Raw genomic sequence first — 15,740 nt, forward strand, 5'->3', positions numbered from 1 at the left:
TTATTTTGCGTACTAAATCTATAATCACTTCAAGTCTTGGAAGTGCTTTTGAAACATTTGATTTTCACATATTTGGTTTGTTTGCTTTTCAGATATCAATGGCATTATTGCACCAAGAGTCTTTGAAAAGTTCGTTAATTTTGATTTTTGCTATTTTTGGTGCGGGATATTTTGCTCGACCAATAGGGGCTATATTCTGGGGTAATATTGGCGATAAGTATGGAAGAAAAGTGCCATTTAAATGGACAGTTATCTTAATAGGAGTATCTTCCTTAATAATATCAATATTACCAAGTAACGATACTTTAGGTATATTTACACCTTTAATACTAGCAGCATGTCGACTTGTACAAGGATTCTCTTTTGGTGGAGAGCTAACAGCCGCTGTATTGCTAGTACATGAGCAACCTTCTGCTAAACGTAATTTTTTTACTTCAATAGTTATATTCTGTGCAACCTCTGGGATGATACTTGGTTCAATAGCATATTTCTTGCTTAGTCTTGTGCTTACTACAGAACAATTTTTTGCCTATAGTTGGCGCTTAGCTTTTGCTTTTGGAGGTACCGCAGTATTGTTTAGCTATTTTTGGCGCTCTTCAATTGATGAAACTCTAACTATTAAAACCAATAAATCAAGAGGTTTGGTATTAGTAGAATTATTGAAAAATCATTTAGGATTATCTTTGAGATCTATCTTAACGATTTCTTCTTGTACTATTTTCTTAGCGATGTTTGTCGTATTTCTACCAACTTATTGTCAAAAATGCCTAGGTCTTGATAAAGATACAACATCTACTTATGTCTTAGTAACGATAGTTACTTATGCGGTATCTGCATTAGCAGGAGGATATATTGCAGATAGGATAGGAAATAAAGCTACTCAAGCTATAGGTATAATTTTAGCATTAATATTAATTATACCATTGGCTAGTATTTTACTTTTAAAAATGTCCTTAATTATAACTTTGATATTTATAATTCCTTTTGCTTTTGCAAATGGCTTGATTAATGCTAACTATATGTGTGTAGTATTAAATAGATTTAAAAAAGAACAAAGATTTAGTGGTTTAGCAATTACACAGAATCTTGCGATGGCAATTTTCACAGGAGGTTTGCCAATATTATTTGCATATTTAGCTGTAGATTTACAACTTTTAACAGCACCATTTTATACTCTAATCGTAATATATGTTATTTCTCTAATCTCTTTATTTGATAGAAGCTGATTTTTTTATAAAAAATGATTTTTTGTTAAAAAAGTATAAAAATAGCTGTTAAATTATTGTTTTTCGAATGAAAAATATGTAGTGTTTTAAATACAGCGCTGATTTATTTCAAATTGCGAGCGCTTTATAAGTCCTGCTAAAGCGAAGCATTTCTTCCATTAAGTCTTGTTAATCGTTTTAGTAGGAAGCTTTTTGCTAATATTCAAAAAGTTTGTTTATTAATTAAAACGTGGAGATTTCCAAAGTGAAAAAAGAAAATCTACTTGAGAGACTTGATAAAGGTCCCGTAATTTGTGCAGAAGGTTTCCTATTTGAAATAGAACGTCGTGGTTATTTAGCATCAGGTGAGTTTGTACCGATGGTATCACTCGAGAACCCAGATGTTCTAGAAAATTTGCACAGAGAGTTCCAACATGCTGGATCTGATATTGTTGAAGCATTTACATATAATGGTCATAGAGAGAAGCTCAGAGTTATTGGTAAGGAGCATTTGCTTGAATCATTAAATAGACAGGCTTTAAGAATCGCCAAAAAAGTTGCTGACTCAACACCTGAAGGTTTAAAGCCAAATCTGCTAGCTGGAAATATTTCTAACTCAAATATTTGGAAGCAAGGCGATCAAGAGTCTCAGAAAGAAGTTAAAAGAATGTACAATGAAATGATTGGCTGGGCTGCTGAAGAAGGTGCTGATATGCTAATTGGTGAGACATTCTATTATGCAGAAGAAGCATTCGCAGCTTTAGAAATTATGAAAAAAGCAGGTTTACCTTGTGTGGTAACAATTGCTCCTTTTGGTGAAAACATCATGCGTGATGGCTGGAGTATTGTAGATACTTGTAAAGAATTAGAGCAACGCGGTGCAGATGTAGTAGGGATGAACTGCTTCAGAGGTCCTCATACAATGCTTCCCGATATTGAGAAAATTCGTAAGGCTGTTAAATGCCATGTTGCGGCATTGCCTGTTCCTTATAGAACTACAAATGAGCATACTACATTTTTTAACTTACCGGATGATAATGGCTGTCTTTGTGGTGCACCTCATGGTAGAACATTCCCTACAGCATTAGATCCTCTATACTGTAATCGTTATGAGATTAGAGATTTTGCTAAAAAGGCTTATGCTCTGGGAGTTAACTATCTAGGTGTATGTTGTGGTGCTAGTCCTATGTTGATTAGAGAAGTTGCTGATGCTGTTGGATTACAAGTTCCAGGAAGCAAATATCTAGAGAAAATGGAAAATCACTTTATGTATGGTACTAACAAACGTACTGCAAAACATATGCAAGAATATGGCGATAAAGCATAAAATATTAAAGACTAAACTTTAAATAAAGCGCTGATTTATTTCAAATTGCGGGCGCTAGATAAAATCTGCTAAAGCGAAAACATTAATAATATTGTTCTCATCGTTTTAGCAACTAAAAAATTATGGGAGCAAAAATATGACCGTTATAAATTCTAAAATTGATACTCTAGCTGTTCATGCAGGCAATCCAGGTGATTCAGTAACAGGTGCTGTAACAACACCTATATATACTTCTTCTGTATATCGTCAACAAAGTCCAGGTGGTGAAAAAGCTTTTGAATATGGCAGAGTAATCCTACTAGAACAGGATATGAACAAGCTGTAGCAGAGTTAGAGGGTGCAAAAAAGGGCTATGCTTTTTCATCAGGTGTTGCTGCAATTAATGCAGTATTAGATATTTTAGGCGTTAATAGTCATATAATAGCAACTGATGCATTATACGGTGGAACTTATAGATTATTTGAGGAGGTTAAAAAATACTCATCAGGTTTTCAAGCAACATATGCTAATCTAAGTGATTTGGATAATTTAAAAGAGAACCTTAGAGAAAATACTAAAATGGTATGGGTTGAAACGCCATCTAATCCGTTATTAAGAGTGGTTGATTTAAGAAAATTAGGTCAGTTTTGTAAAAAGCATAATTTAATATTTGTTGTCGATAATACTTTTGCGACCCCTTATAATTTAAAACCTATTTCTTTGGGAGCAGATATAGTAATTCATTCTGCATCTAAATATATAAGTGGACATTCAGATGTGATTAGTGGAGTTGTTGTTGTAAAAAATAATGACGAGTTAATAAGAAAGTTAGATCTTGTTTTTTTAGCAGGAGGAGCCGTATCTAGTCCATTTGATAGCTTCTTAGCCACCAGAGGTCTAAGAACATTAGCTCTAAGAGTAAGACAACATAATCATAATGCCTTAACTCTAGCAAAATGGCTTGAGCAACATGAGCTAGTTAAAAAAGTATATTATCCAGGTTTAGAAAGCAGCCCAGACCATAAGCTTGCAAAACAACAGATGAAAGGCTTTGGTGGAGTTCTAAGTCTTGAGCTAAATGGTAGCGATAACTTAGCTAAAGCATTTTTAGAGGAACTAAAATTATTTGCAATAACAGTAAGTGCTGGTGGAGTTGAGAGTTTATCATCAATTCCTGCTTTAATGTCTCATTCATCTATCCCTAGAGAAGTTAGACTTGAGCAAGGCTTAAGTGATGGACTAATAAGATTATCTATAGGTATAGAAGATGTTGAGGATCTTAAAAACGATATAGAACAAGCATTTGCAAAGGCAGCTACAAGGGAGGGTAATATAGATGTCATTGACTATAGCAAAGCAGTCTAAATACCCTCAAGGAATGGTTTATCTTTTCCTAGCAGGGCTGTGGGAGAGATTCAGCTATTATGGAATCACAGCCCTACTAATCCTATATTTATTTAAATTTTTTGATATTTCTGATGCTAAGACATACCTTATTTATGGAGCATATGCCTCGATGGTATATGGAACTCCAATAGTTGGAGGTATTATTGCAGATAAGTATATTGGTCAATATCGTTCGATAATTATAGGTGCTTTACTAATTTCGTTAGGACACTTTGTAATGATTATTCCTAATGCTCAGCATATTTATTTCTTTTTAGGTCTAAGCTTTGTGATTATTGGTACGGGGTTATTTAAGCCTAGCATTGGAGCAATAACAGGAACATTATTTACAAATACTCAATATAAAAGAAACGAAGGTTTCACTTTACTATATATAGGTATGAATATTGGCGCTATAACAGCACCGATAGTTTGTTCGTATATAGCTGTCACAATTAGTTGGAATTTGGCGTTTGGTATCGCAGGTTTAGGCATGTTGGCTGGTTTGTTAATATTTATAAAAGGTTCAAAACATTATAAAGATATCAAAGAAAGTGCAAGAACGTTAGTAGAGAAATATCTCTTTGCAGGCGCAATAGCTATAGGTCTAGTTGTTTTGATTTGTTTTACTCGCTTATCCTATTTGGGCTAGCAGGGTTCTGTATCTAATAGGAGCTATTACATTATTAATAATCTTATATTTCGTCAGAATCTCAGAAGCTAATGATAGAAGCAGGATTTATATAACAGTCACTTTAACGATTCTATATGATATTTATGATTTTGTTACAACAGAGTGGTGGTATGATGAATGTTTTTACAGAGAGAAATGTTAATAGAGTAATATTTGGCTTTAACATTCCAGCTAGTGCATATCAGTCTGTAGAACCTTTCTTTATAATCCTCTTTGGGCCTCTATATACTTATCTAAGTCGCAAATATGGAACAAATCCATATACATACCCAACTAAGTTTGCTAAAGGATTATTTATAATGGGATTATCATTCTTTATTTTGGTTATAGCAATTCCTTTGACATCTCACAATGGAATAATCTTATCATGGTGGATAAATCTAAGTTATCTTTTTGAGGCTTTAGGAGAGCTATTTATAGGTCCAATAGGCCTAGCAATGGTGAGTATTGTATCTCCCTAAAAGAATGGTTGGATTTTTTATGGGAGTATGGGTTTTAAGCTCAGCTTTTGCTAATTTCTTGGCTGCAAGCTTTGGGATATTAATTAGTAGTCATGGTAAATCAGTAGCACTTCCTCCAATTGAGACAGTACATACTTATGCAAAAGCCTTTGGCTATTTTACTTTATTAGGATGTGGTGCAGCAGTTATTTTATTTATATTATCTCCATATCTAAATAGAAGACTTAGACAGTTAATCATATAAAATAAAGTTCTTAAAAAGTATTATGAAAAAATCAATTTATAATTACTTGTTTCTTCTTAATTGATATAAATCTTTGCGCCTATCTCTTAGGTTTTTAACACTTCCAAATTGGTTAAGCTCTCGTAGAAGATGAATATCGACATCCGCAATTAAAATCATCTCAGTATTTGGAGTTGTTTCAGCTTTTATACCTGTGGGAGGGAATGCAAAATCACATGGTGTAAATACCATAGATTGTGCATATTGAATGTCCATATTATGCACATTTGGTAGGTTACCTACACTACCTGCAATAGCAACATAACATTCATTTTCAATAGCTCTTGCTTGAGCGCAGTTTCTAACTCTAGAGAAGCCATTTTGTGTATCTGTTAAAAAAGGAACAAAAAGAATATCCATACCATCTTCAGCAAGTATTCTACCTAACTCGGGAAATTCTGAATCATAACAAATTAATATACCTATTTTTCCACAATCAGTGTCAAACACTTCTAATTTATCACCACCTTGTAGACCCCATACCATAGCTTCATCAGGTGTCACGTGAAGTTTTTCATATTTTTCTACTGTACCATCTCTACGACATAGATAGCCGACATTGTAGAGTCGTTCACCTTTCATCTCAGGCATACTTCCAGTTATGATATTTATATTATATGTAACAGCAAATTCAGAAAACTTATCTGTGATTGTTTGGGTGTGTTTTGCAAGTTCTCTAATTGCCTCAGGCTCTGATAAATGGTTGTTTTCAGCCATTAAAGGAGCATTGAAAAACTCAGGAAATAGAGCAAAATCAGACCTGTAGTTTGAGACTGCATTAACGAAATATTCGGCATGCTGCATTAGTTCATCTAGACCCTTATATGGACGCATTTGCCATTGGATCAATCCTAAACGAACATCTTTTTTAATAGGAGCAGCTTCTTTTTGATCTTCTTCGTAATATATATTTGTCCATTTAAGCAGAACTGCATAATCATTAGATTCAATATCACCATCTAGATATGATTTAATTATTCTGACAGGTTGGAAATCGTTACTTAGCTGGAAATGCAAAACAGGATCATGTAACTCCTGTCTTTTTAGTTTATTTATATATTGTTGAGGAGACATTTTATCAGCATATTCATGATATCCTGGTATTCTTCCACCAAAAATTATACTTTTTAGATTTAATCTTTCACATAGATCTTTTCTGTAATCATATAATCTACGACCTAAGCGCATACCTCTAAATTCAGGTTTAACAAATAGATCTACACCATATAAAACATCACCTTCATCATCATGAGTATTAAAGGTATCATTACCAGTGATTTCTCTATAAGTGTGTTTGTGTCCAAATTTTTTATAGTCAACAATGATTGATAAAGCACATCCTGCTAGCTGATCATTAACTTTAATGACAACTTGGCCTTCAGGAAAATTCTTTATTAAAGTGCTTATTTCATGGTTTTCCCAGTAAGGATTTCTAATGTTATTATAAACCTCAATCATGGCTTCTTTAAGCTCTTGATAGTCATCTAAACTTAAGAAATCTAGCTTAATATTTTCTATGTTTTGCATTATAAAAATTACTTAAAATAGATCAGTATAATAAAAAGTATATCATAGAGATTTGGGCAAAGTATTTGAATGTGAATGGTTTGTACTAGTAATAAGCTTTTATTAGCGTTATTTTTCAGCTAAAAAAGTTATCTGATCAACAGGAGGAGAGCTTGGAAGTAGGTCTGCAACTTCATTTAGAAAATCATCATGAAGTGCATTAGGTAAGCTTTGTAAGTGTGGAATCCAACTTTTAGTAACTTTTATGAAATCTTCTCTAGTTGTTGTTAAGATCACTTCTTCTTTAAGAACATTTATTTTACTAAAGTTAGCTTTTCTAAGTAGTTCCTCACACTCATATTGATTTACTTTACAAAGAGGGGTTTTGAAGTTTTTAAAATACTCACGCCATTTTTCTTTTGAAACTACTTCATCAATAGCATCAAACTGTATACCTGAGCGTGGATACATTAAAGCAGCAAACTTCCCTTTTTCTTTTAATGATTTACTTATATTTTTAAAAGCTGTTTGTAGGTCTATTATCCAATGAAGACATGCAAATGAAATAACTAGATCAAAGCATGTTGTGTAACTTATATCTAGGATATTTTCTAGGATATAGTTAATATTCGATGCACAATATTCTTTTTTTGCGTGTTTTAACATTTTTGCATCAATATCTATAGCTGTAAATTTTGAGGAGGGGTTCGCTAGAGCTAGCGCGTGTATTACAGCTCCTTGACCTGTTCCAATATCAAAGATATTTTGAGGTAAATCATCTGCTTTTATATTTAAACATTTAAGAGTGTCTAATGCATTTTTTATACGAAACTGATTGACTACTGAGTATGCTTGTGGGTTCCACCAAAGTTCATTTTTCATTTAGATTTCTCTTTTTCTTGAACTCAAAGACAGTTTACTAGAAAAATATTTATTGATAAATAGCAGTTATAATTTATGTTATTAGAATTTTGAGGATGAAGAATCATATTATAAATACTTAAAAGTCAACACTTTTTAGTTTTCTTTATTATTTCTTGCTATAATATGTTGATTAAATTTTGTCTGTTTTATTTATAAAAAATTTTAAAGGGTTAGTTTAAATGAGAACGCATTATAGTTCAGATATTAATGAAAAGTTAGAAAGCCAAAGAGTAACAGTTTGTGGATGGGTTCACCGTCGTAGAGATCATGGTGGAGTTATATTTTTAGATATAAGAGATAGAACAGGACTTGTTCAGTTAGTTTTTAATCCGGATAATTCTAACTTTAGTGTAGCTGATAGCGTAAGATCTGAATTTGTAATCCAAGCTGAAGGTGTGGTAAATCTAAGACCTGAAGGCCAAGAAAACAAAAATCTAGCAAGTGGTAAGATTGAGATAATTGGAGATAGTATCAAAATTGTCAATAAATCTAAAACTATTCCATTTCAGTTAGATGATTTCCAAGCAACAGGTGAAGATGTAAAGCTTAAGTATCGCTATATAGATTTACGCCGTCCTGAAATGCAACATAAACTAATTACACGTTCAAAAGCAATTCGTTATGTACGTAATTTTTTAGATGATAATGGTTTCTTGGATATTGAAACTCCATTTTTAACAAAAGCTACTCCAGAAGGTGCTAGAGATTATCTTGTACCAAGCCGTAATTTTAATGGTAGGTTTTATGCTCTTCCTCAGTCTCCACAATTATTTAAGCAACTTTTGATGGTATCAGGGTTTGATAGGTATTATCAAATAGTTAAATGTTTCCGTGATGAAGATCTAAGAGCAGATAGACAGCCAGAATTTACACAGATAGATATTGAAGCTTCATTTATTGATGAAGCTTTTATTATGTCTACTATGGAAAAAATGATCTCAGGATTATTTAAAGAGACTATAGGGGTTGAGTTTAATACACCATTCCAAGTGTTAAGCTTTGCTGATGCTATGGATAAATATGGTTCGGATAAGCCAGATCTTAGAATTCCTCTAGAGTTTGTAAATATCAAAGAAGAAATGAAGAATGAAGAGTTCAAGGTTTTCTCAGGACCAGCTAATGATCCAGAATCGCGTGTAATAGCTATGAGAGTACCTAATGGTAATGAGAAATTTACACGTAAAAATCTAGATGATTATACTAAATTTGTCGGTATTTATGGGGCAAGAGGTCTTGCTTATATTAAGATTAACTCTTTATCTGATGGCAAAGATGGTCTTCAGTCTCCAATCGTTAAAAATATTTCAGAAGAAACTTTATTTAAAGTGATTGAGAAAACTGGTGCAAAAGAAGGTGATATCTTATTCTTTGGCGCAGCAAAAGCTAAAATTGTAAATGATTCAATGGGTGCTTTAAGAGTCAAAATAGGTGAAGATCTAGAGCTATTTGATAAAAAGTGGGCTCCTTTATGGGTAGTTGATTTCCCAATGTTTGAAAAAGATGATAACCGTTTATATGCAATGCATCACCCATTTACAGCTCCTAGTGTTGAATCTGTTGAAGAGCTTACAAGCACAGATCCTGAAAAATTAATGTCTAGAGCATACGATATGGTTATCAATGGTTATGAAGTTGGTGGCGGCTCTATCCGTATTCATAAACAAGATATTCAGGCTAAAGTATTTAACTTATTAGGTATTTCTGATGAAGAAGCACGTGAGAAGTTTGGTTTTATGCTAGATGCTTTATCTTATGGTACACCTGTTCATGGAGGTATTGCATTCGGTGTTGATAGGTTAATTATGCTACTAACGGGTACTACAAATATTCGTGATGTAATAGCATTCCCTAAAACTCAAACAGCAAGCTGCTTAATGACAGAGGCACCATCTACGGTTTCTTTAGAGCAACTTAATGAGTTAGGTATAGCTGTTAAGAAAGAGGAAAAATAGCATGAATGTTCTTATGATCGGAGGATATAATTCTCCTGATGATCAATACTTTGATAAAACTTTTTGTTTTTTTGAAAAGATTGTAAAAGAGCATGATAATGTTTGTGGAATATACAGCGTAGGTAATTTAGAAAACTTTAAAAACCTTTCAACATGCGTAGAGTTTGTGGAAATAGGGCACCCATCTTCTAAATTTGATTTCAAAGTTATAAGCAAGTTTCGTAAAGTTATTAAAGAAAGAAATATTGATATTATTCATTGTGTGAGTAATAGGTATTTAGGTATTGTAAACCTAGCGGTAACCTTCTTAAAAAAGAAGCCTAAGATTATTTGTCGTAGAGGGATAGTTAGAGATATTAAATATCTTGATCCTACAGAATATATAACTTACTTAAGCCCCAATCTTTCTCACGTTATAGCCTTATCTGAATGTATAAATAAGCAATTAACAGGCTATAAAAGGTTCCATGGTAAAGTAACAACTATTTATCAATCTATTGAATATCAAGACCTGAATGTGTCTGAAGATATAAACTTAAGAAAAGAATATTCGATTTCAGATACTGCTTTAATAGTAGGAGTCGTTGCTAATTATAGGAAGATTAAGGGTCTTGAAGTACTTGTTGAAGCAATGAATTCTGTTTTGAAAAGAGATATAAATATTTATCTTGTGGTTGTTGGTGAAGGTTGTGAAAAGAATTTAAAAGGACTTGTTAAACAAGAGGTTTTAGACAGGGTTTTATTTCTTGGACCTAAAAAAGATCCAGCAAACTATGTAAAATCATTTGATTTGTATGTTCAACCTTCTTTCTCTGAGGGGTTATCTTTTGCTCTTGTAGAATCAATACTTGTTGGATGTTGTCCTATAGTTTCAAATGTTGGAGGAATGCCTGAGATTGTAAAAAATAATGAAAGAGGGCTTACATTTGAAAAAGGTAATATAAAAGACCTAGAAAATAAGATAGTCTATCTTATTGAAAATTCTGATGAAAGAATAAAGTTCTCAACAAATGCAAAACAATGGGTTGAACGAGAGTTTACTATGAATAAAATGGTAATGAAAACGTATAATCTATATGAAAAACTTTTGACGACAGAGCCTAACTCCTAGAGATATTAAATAGTAGTATAATTGGCAAGTTACTTTTATATTTTATTGTAATTCACTTTTATTCATATAAATTTTAGAGGATGTCTTAAATAAAAATGCAAAAAAATTCTTTAGTTATTTTTAAATCAAAACCTGCGAAGGTTATTGGTATTTTAGATAAAAAAGTAGAAATAGAAACTTTAGATGGTAAAAATATAAAGTTACCACCTAAAAATGTTCAATTATTAGTACAAGTAGATCGTGATTTTGAGCTTGAAAATTTGCAAGAACTAGTAATCGATGAGTTAGAAATGACTTGGGAGTTATTACAAGAGCAAGAAATCACAACTATAGAAGAGTTAAGTGAGCTTTTATTTGAAGCTATTGGAGTAAATGAAGCTTATACTATCTGGTTATTAGTATCTCAAGGGGAATATTTTAGTTTTGATGATAATTTTAATATAGTTATCCATTCTTCTGATAAACGCGAAGCAATCCTTAAAGAAAGACAAGAAAAACAAAAAAAAGAACAAGAGCTTAATGATTTTATAGAAAGAATAAAGCAGAAAAGTTATGCTCCTGAAGATGAAAAGTTTTTGAAAGAAATCGCAGCACTTGCAACATTAAAGAGTAGTAGCTGTCGCTTATTCAAGTATCTAAATATGGAAGAATCTGAAAATAGTGCTTATAAGCTATTACTGGATATTGGTTATTGGAATGAATTGTATAATCCATATTTATACAGATACCAAGCAGAACTAGAAAATAACCCTGCAGAATTTGAATATGATCTTGACTCGGATAGCCAGCGAGTAGATTTAACTCATTTGAAATCTTATGCAATTGATGATGAGGGGAGTAATGATCCTGATGATGCTATTAGCTGGGATTATGATAAAAATAAAATGTGGGTACATATTGCAGATCCTTCATCAAGTATTAATTTTGGCGATGAAGTTGATTTAGAAGCAAGAGCTCGTGGCTCAAACCTGTATGTTCCAGAAAAAATAGTTTCGATGCTACCTGAAAAAGCTACAGAAGAGTTAGGTTTAGGATTAAAAGAAATTTCACCAGCATTATCTGTAGGGTTTACAGTTAGTCAGCAGGGAGATATTCAAGATATTGAAATATGTTTTAGTAAAATAAAAGTAACTCGATACTCATATGAGTTTGCAGAGAATAATCTAAAAGATTTAGAGCTTGGCAACATTCCTGATTATGCAAAATATTTTACACAGAAGCGTTTATCACAAAAAGCGGTAGAGCTTGATTTCCCTGAAATAAAAATAACTCTAGATGACAATAAAAATGTGAAGCTTACAGATTTGCCAAGATTGAATTCACGTACTCTTATAAGAGATACTATGCTTATGGCAGGTGTTGCAGTTGGTCAATTCTGTATAGAAAATAATATTATAGTGCCTTTCTCAACACAGCCAGAACATGACCTTGAACAAGATCACTTAGAAAATATTGACTCAATTGCTGATATGTTTGCTACACGGAAAAAATTACAAAGAGGTAAATACTCAACTACTCCAGAAACTCACGCAGGAATGGGTTTAGATACATATGTTCAGGTAACAAGCCCATTAAGAAGATATCTCGATTTAGTTGTCCACTATCAGCTTAGAAGCTTTTTAAATCAAAAAACTTTGCTGCAAGCTGATGAAGTTGAAAATATAATTGCTCAAGTTGATATTCCAATTAGAACAAACAGACAAACTGAACGTTTTTCTAACTCTCACTGGAAATTAGTTTATTTATTACAGAATCCAAGTCTAGAGTTTGAAGCAATAGTAATAGAGAAATTAGAAAGAAGTCGTTTGATGGTTTCTATAGCAGATTTAGCGATGACTAAAAAACTTTCTGTAAGTGGTAAGTATGAATTAAATGATAATTTAAAATTACAAAATACTTCTGTAAACCTTGTGACACAAGAGGCTTTCTTTAGAATTATAGAAGAAAGTTAACCACATTCTAACAATAAATACACAACTTTATCCACAGGTAGTAAAAAATTACTATAACTACTTATTTATTTTTAATTTATTTTGTGCATGTATTGATATATAAGGGTTTCAGAGTAATGTGGGTTATGTTTTTGTAAGATATATAAAGGCTTTTCACAAAAATTTCATATATATATAAACATGTTTATCCACAATTGCTGTGAATAAAAACTTCTACTGTAAATTGCTTAGAGTGTAAGGCTTTTACTATTATTTATATTTTCTAATGGTTAATAAATTATCTAAATTAATGTATCATTTTCGGTAATATTTAGAATCTTAAAAAAAACTATGAATTATGAATTGATTGAGCCTAAAGGTAAGGCAGAGTTTTGTGTTATTTGGTTACATGGTCTTGGAGCTGATGGACATGATTTTGTGGATATAGTTAATCACTTTGATGTATCTATAGAAAATATTCGTTTTGTTTTTCCTCATGCAGATATTATACCTGTTACTATAAATATGGGTATGCAGATGAGAGCTTGGTATGATATTAAATCATTAGATGCTGATAGCTTAAATAGAGTTGTAGATGTTGATGGTATAAACACATCAATAGAAAAGCTTAATAACTTGATAGATGAACAGATTAGACAAGGTATCTCTAGTGAGAATATTATTTTAGCAGGATTCTCGCAAGGTGGAGTTATTGCGACTTACGCAACTATTTTATCAAGATACAAAATTGGTGGACTAATTGCCTTATCTACATATTTACCGGCATGGGATAATTTTAAAAATAAAATTACAGATATAAATAAAAATACTTCTATACTTGTATGCCATGGTACGCATGATCAAGTGTTACCTGAAGTATTAGGTAAAGATTTATCTATGAAACTTAATGATTACGGATTTAGTAATGAATATAAGCATTATTCTGGAATGCAACACTCTGTATGTATAGAGGAAATAAAAGATATATCTAACTTTATAGCAAAGACATTTAACATATGAAAAAAATAATTATAGCTAGTAGAGATAGTAAACTAGCATTATGGCAGACAAATTTTATCAGAGATAGAATAGAAAAAGAATTAAATATTCCTTGTCAAATTATTACGATGAAAACACAAGGCGATATTATCCTTGATAAACCTCTTAATAAGATTGGAGGTAAGGCTCTTTTTATGAAAGAGCTAGAAGTAGCCATGCAAAATAACAAAGCTAATATCGCTGTTCACTCTTTAAAAGATGTCCCCTATGAATTACCTGAAGGTTTTTGTTTAGCTAGTTTCATGCCAAGAGAGGATCCTAGAGATGCATTTGTTTCAAATGACTATGATTCTATAGATGAACTGCCTCAAGGCGCTGTAGTTGGAACATCTAGCTTACGCCGCAAAGCTCAGCTACTTAATTATAGAAAAGATCTTATTATTAAAGATTTAAGAGGAAATGTGCAAACAAGGTTAGCTAAACTAGATGCTGGTAATTATGATGCGATAATTTTAGCAGGGGCGGGACTTATTCGTCTAGGTCTTCAAAGTAGAATAAAACAGCTTATATCTACACAAATATCATTGCCTGCGGTAGGTCAAGGTATAGTAGTTATAGAAGCGTTAGAAAAAGATAAAGAAATTTATGAAATTTTACAGAAGCTTAATTGTAAAGAAAGCTATATAGTTGCTAGCGCTGAAAGAGCCTTTAATGAGGAGTTAAAAGGAGGCTGTCATGTTGCGATAGGAGCTTATGCACAAATTATAGATAAACAGATAACTCTCACAGCAATGGTTGCTAGTAGTGATGGCAGGCATGTATTAAGACATACAATGCATGGAGATAATCCATCGGCTTTAGGTAAACAATTAGCCCAAAAGATGATAGAATTAGGCGCATATAAAGTATTGGAGAGCTAGATGACAAAGTTATTATTATTAGTAGGAATTGGTGGAGGTCTTGGTGCAATGTCAAGATTTGCATTAACTCAGGCAACAGCAAGTATTTCAAAACAAATCCCTTTAGGAATCTTATTCTGTAATATAATAGGTTCGTTAGTTATTGGTATTATGGCAGCTTTTTTACTTGAGACGAAACTCTTTAATGAAGATGTATCAACTTATGTACGATCTCTTCTTGTTACAGGATTTTTAGGTGGTTTTACAACTTTTTCTAGTTTTAGTCTAGATATTTTAAACTTGCTGCAAAGAGGAGAACTTTTTATAGCTTTGGGATATGTGCTTGTTAGCGTACTAGTCTCTTTGTTTGCTGTTATTATAGGATATTATTTTGTGATAGGACTTTATAGATGAAAAAGATAGTAATTACCATAGGCTTTGTTTTAATTTTGGCTATAAGCGGATGTATTCCTTTTACTGGAGGTAATGTTGCAGTACAAGATGGTCTATTTGGAGTTAATGGAGATATTCAAAGTCTCGAGATGGAACAAGGCGTAACGGTTAAGCAGTTATATGATGCGATAAAGAAAGCTATCAAAATGCATCCAAAGGAGTTTGTGGTTAAAGGCGATGATTATGGTAGTGAAAAATCAACAGTATGGACCTACTCTAATAAATTTGATCAGCCTGTGACTTTTTACGCACTAAAAAGAAAAGATAATGTATATCTTGGTGTATATCTTGGTTCAGATAAAAAATCTAAAGATCAGAAAATGAAACATATTTATTATCTTGAAGATTTAGTTTTAGACAATTTAAAATAAAAAGCCACTCCTTATTTCTATCATAAATTAAGCTATTCGGGTAAGAAATTATCAATTTTGCTTATATATAAAATAAAAAATACTAATTTGTAATTAGTTTTCAGGTATATATAATTTTTCGGAGTTTAGTTGATAGAGGGGAATCTTAGCAACTTTATCAAAAATAATTTAGTCGTATTAGTAATAAAGACTGTTGAATAAATCTTTCAATTTCTATGAATAGGAATATTTTTGCTATTTTTAGTAAAAACTTAGCCTT

Annotated in this window: 16 protein-coding genes; 14 read left to right on the forward strand and 2 right to left on the reverse strand. The window is 32.1% G+C overall.

Annotated elements, in window-relative coordinates; genetic code table 11:
• The first annotated feature begins 5 nt into the window (after positions 1-5).
• From R8535_RS06360 to R8535_RS06390, 7 genes are all read left to right on the forward strand, one after another.
• The gene (locus R8535_RS06360) at positions 6-1,226 is read left to right on the forward strand and encodes an MFS transporter (RefSeq protein WP_329497544.1); all 1,221 of its coding nucleotides are present in this window, start codon (positions 6-8) and stop codon (positions 1,224-1,226) included.
• Positions 1,227-1,470: 244 nt separating this feature from the next.
• The gene (locus R8535_RS06365; RefSeq protein WP_329497542.1) at positions 1,471-2,532 is read left to right on the forward strand and encodes a homocysteine S-methyltransferase family protein; all 1,062 of its coding nucleotides are present in this window, start codon (positions 1,471-1,473) and stop codon (positions 2,530-2,532) included.
• Positions 2,533-2,668: 136 nt separating this feature from the next.
• Positions 2,669-2,857: a PLP-dependent transferase gene (locus R8535_RS06370; RefSeq protein ID WP_329497540.1), complete on the forward strand. Its 189-nt coding sequence runs from the start codon at positions 2,669-2,671 to the stop codon at positions 2,855-2,857.
• Positions 2,812-3,876 carry a trans-sulfuration enzyme family protein gene (locus R8535_RS06375; RefSeq protein ID WP_329497580.1) on the forward strand — a complete coding sequence of 355 codons (1,065 nt, stop codon included), beginning with the start codon at positions 2,812-2,814 and terminating at the stop codon, positions 3,874-3,876. The genes R8535_RS06370 and R8535_RS06375 overlap by 46 nt, the downstream gene beginning before the upstream one ends.
• On the forward strand, positions 3,848-4,549 hold the full coding sequence (locus tag R8535_RS06380) for an oligopeptide:H+ symporter (RefSeq protein ID WP_329497539.1): 702 nt from the start codon (positions 3,848-3,850) through the stop codon (positions 4,547-4,549). The genes R8535_RS06375 and R8535_RS06380 overlap by 29 nt, the downstream gene beginning before the upstream one ends.
• A gap of 116 nt (positions 4,550-4,665) precedes the next feature.
• Positions 4,666-5,052, forward strand: a complete 387-nt coding sequence (locus R8535_RS06385) for a POT-type proton-dependent oligopeptide transporter (RefSeq protein ID WP_329497537.1) — start codon at positions 4,666-4,668, stop codon at positions 5,050-5,052.
• 19 nt (positions 5,053-5,071) lie between these two features.
• Entirely contained in the window at positions 5,072-5,296 is a 225-nt protein-coding gene (locus R8535_RS06390) for a hypothetical protein (protein WP_329497535.1), read from the forward strand.
• 42 nt (positions 5,297-5,338) lie between these two features.
• Here R8535_RS06390 and R8535_RS06395 read toward each other — a convergent pair whose 3' ends face one another.
• Together R8535_RS06395 and R8535_RS06400 are read right to left on the reverse strand one after the other, a co-directional pair.
• Positions 5,339-6,862: a bifunctional GNAT family N-acetyltransferase/carbon-nitrogen hydrolase family protein gene (locus R8535_RS06395; protein WP_329497534.1), complete on the reverse strand. Its 1,524-nt coding sequence runs from the start codon at positions 6,860-6,862 to the stop codon at positions 5,339-5,341.
• Between the two features lie 108 nt (positions 6,863-6,970).
• Complete coding sequence (locus R8535_RS06400; protein WP_329497532.1) at positions 6,971-7,723, reverse strand: class I SAM-dependent methyltransferase; 753 nt, start codon at positions 7,721-7,723, stop codon at positions 6,971-6,973.
• Positions 7,724-7,944: 221 nt separating this feature from the next.
• Between R8535_RS06400 and aspS the strand changes: the two genes are divergently transcribed.
• The 7 genes from aspS to R8535_RS06435 all read left to right on the forward strand — a co-directional run bounded on the left by aspS (position 7,945) and on the right by R8535_RS06435 (position 15,481).
• Positions 7,945-9,717, forward strand: coding sequence for an aspartate--tRNA ligase (aspS, locus tag R8535_RS06405; protein WP_329497531.1), 1,773 nt, complete (start codon positions 7,945-7,947; stop codon positions 9,715-9,717).
• A 1-nt stretch (position 9,718) separates the two neighbouring features.
• On the forward strand, positions 9,719-10,828 hold the full coding sequence (locus tag R8535_RS06410; protein ID WP_329497529.1) for a glycosyltransferase family 4 protein: 1,110 nt from the start codon (positions 9,719-9,721) through the stop codon (positions 10,826-10,828).
• A gap of 95 nt (positions 10,829-10,923) precedes the next feature.
• Positions 10,924-12,780 (forward strand): ribonuclease catalytic domain-containing protein, encoded by a 1,857-nt coding sequence (locus R8535_RS06415; RefSeq protein ID WP_329497527.1) that lies wholly within the window; start codon positions 10,924-10,926, stop codon positions 12,778-12,780.
• 330 nt (positions 12,781-13,110) lie between these two features.
• On the forward strand, positions 13,111-13,779 hold the full coding sequence (locus R8535_RS06420) for a dienelactone hydrolase family protein (protein WP_329497525.1): 669 nt from the start codon (positions 13,111-13,113) through the stop codon (positions 13,777-13,779).
• Entirely contained in the window at positions 13,776-14,678 is a 903-nt protein-coding gene (gene hemC, locus R8535_RS06425; protein WP_329497523.1) for a hydroxymethylbilane synthase, read from the forward strand. Before R8535_RS06420 ends, hemC begins: the two co-directional genes overlap by 4 nt.
• Entirely contained in the window at positions 14,679-15,071 is a 393-nt protein-coding gene (gene crcB / locus R8535_RS06430) for a fluoride efflux transporter CrcB (RefSeq protein ID WP_329497522.1), read from the forward strand.
• A complete protein-coding gene (locus R8535_RS06435) occupies positions 15,068-15,481 on the forward strand; it encodes a hypothetical protein (RefSeq protein WP_329497520.1) in 414 nt (137 codons plus the stop codon). The genes crcB and R8535_RS06435 overlap by 4 nt, the downstream gene beginning before the upstream one ends.
• Positions 15,482-15,740: the final 259 nt, after the last annotated feature.

Source organism: Francisella sp. 19S2-4, from assembly GCF_036281795.1.
Lineage (GTDB): Bacteria > Pseudomonadota > Gammaproteobacteria > Francisellales > Francisellaceae > Francisella.

Coding starts and splice junctions, on each gene's coding strand:
- R8535_RS06370 (WP_329497540.1), top strand. CDS start 2,669: ATGACCGTTATAAATTCTAAAATTGATACTCTAGCTGTTCATGCAGGC.
- R8535_RS06380 (WP_329497539.1), top strand. CDS start 3,848: ATGTCATTGACTATAGCAAAGCAGTCTAAATACCCTCAAGGAATGGTT.
- R8535_RS06385 (WP_329497537.1), top strand. CDS start 4,666: ATGATATTTATGATTTTGTTACAACAGAGTGGTGGTATGATGAATGTT.
- R8535_RS06390 (WP_329497535.1), top strand. CDS start 5,072: ATGGGAGTATGGGTTTTAAGCTCAGCTTTTGCTAATTTCTTGGCTGCA.
- R8535_RS06395 (WP_329497534.1), bottom strand. CDS start 6,862: ATGCAAAACATAGAAAATATTAAGCTAGATTTCTTAAGTTTAGATGAC.
- R8535_RS06400 (WP_329497532.1), bottom strand. CDS start 7,723: ATGAAAAATGAACTTTGGTGGAACCCACAAGCATACTCAGTAGTCAAT.
- aspS (WP_329497531.1), top strand. CDS start 7,945: ATGAGAACGCATTATAGTTCAGATATTAATGAAAAGTTAGAAAGCCAA.
- R8535_RS06410 (WP_329497529.1), top strand. CDS start 9,719: ATGAATGTTCTTATGATCGGAGGATATAATTCTCCTGATGATCAATAC.
- R8535_RS06415 (WP_329497527.1), top strand. CDS start 10,924: ATGCAAAAAAATTCTTTAGTTATTTTTAAATCAAAACCTGCGAAGGTT.
- R8535_RS06420 (WP_329497525.1), top strand. CDS start 13,111: ATGAATTATGAATTGATTGAGCCTAAAGGTAAGGCAGAGTTTTGTGTT.
- hemC (WP_329497523.1), top strand. CDS start 13,776: ATGAAAAAAATAATTATAGCTAGTAGAGATAGTAAACTAGCATTATGG.
- crcB (WP_329497522.1), top strand. CDS start 14,679: ATGACAAAGTTATTATTATTAGTAGGAATTGGTGGAGGTCTTGGTGCA.
- R8535_RS06435 (WP_329497520.1), top strand. CDS start 15,068: ATGAAAAAGATAGTAATTACCATAGGCTTTGTTTTAATTTTGGCTATA.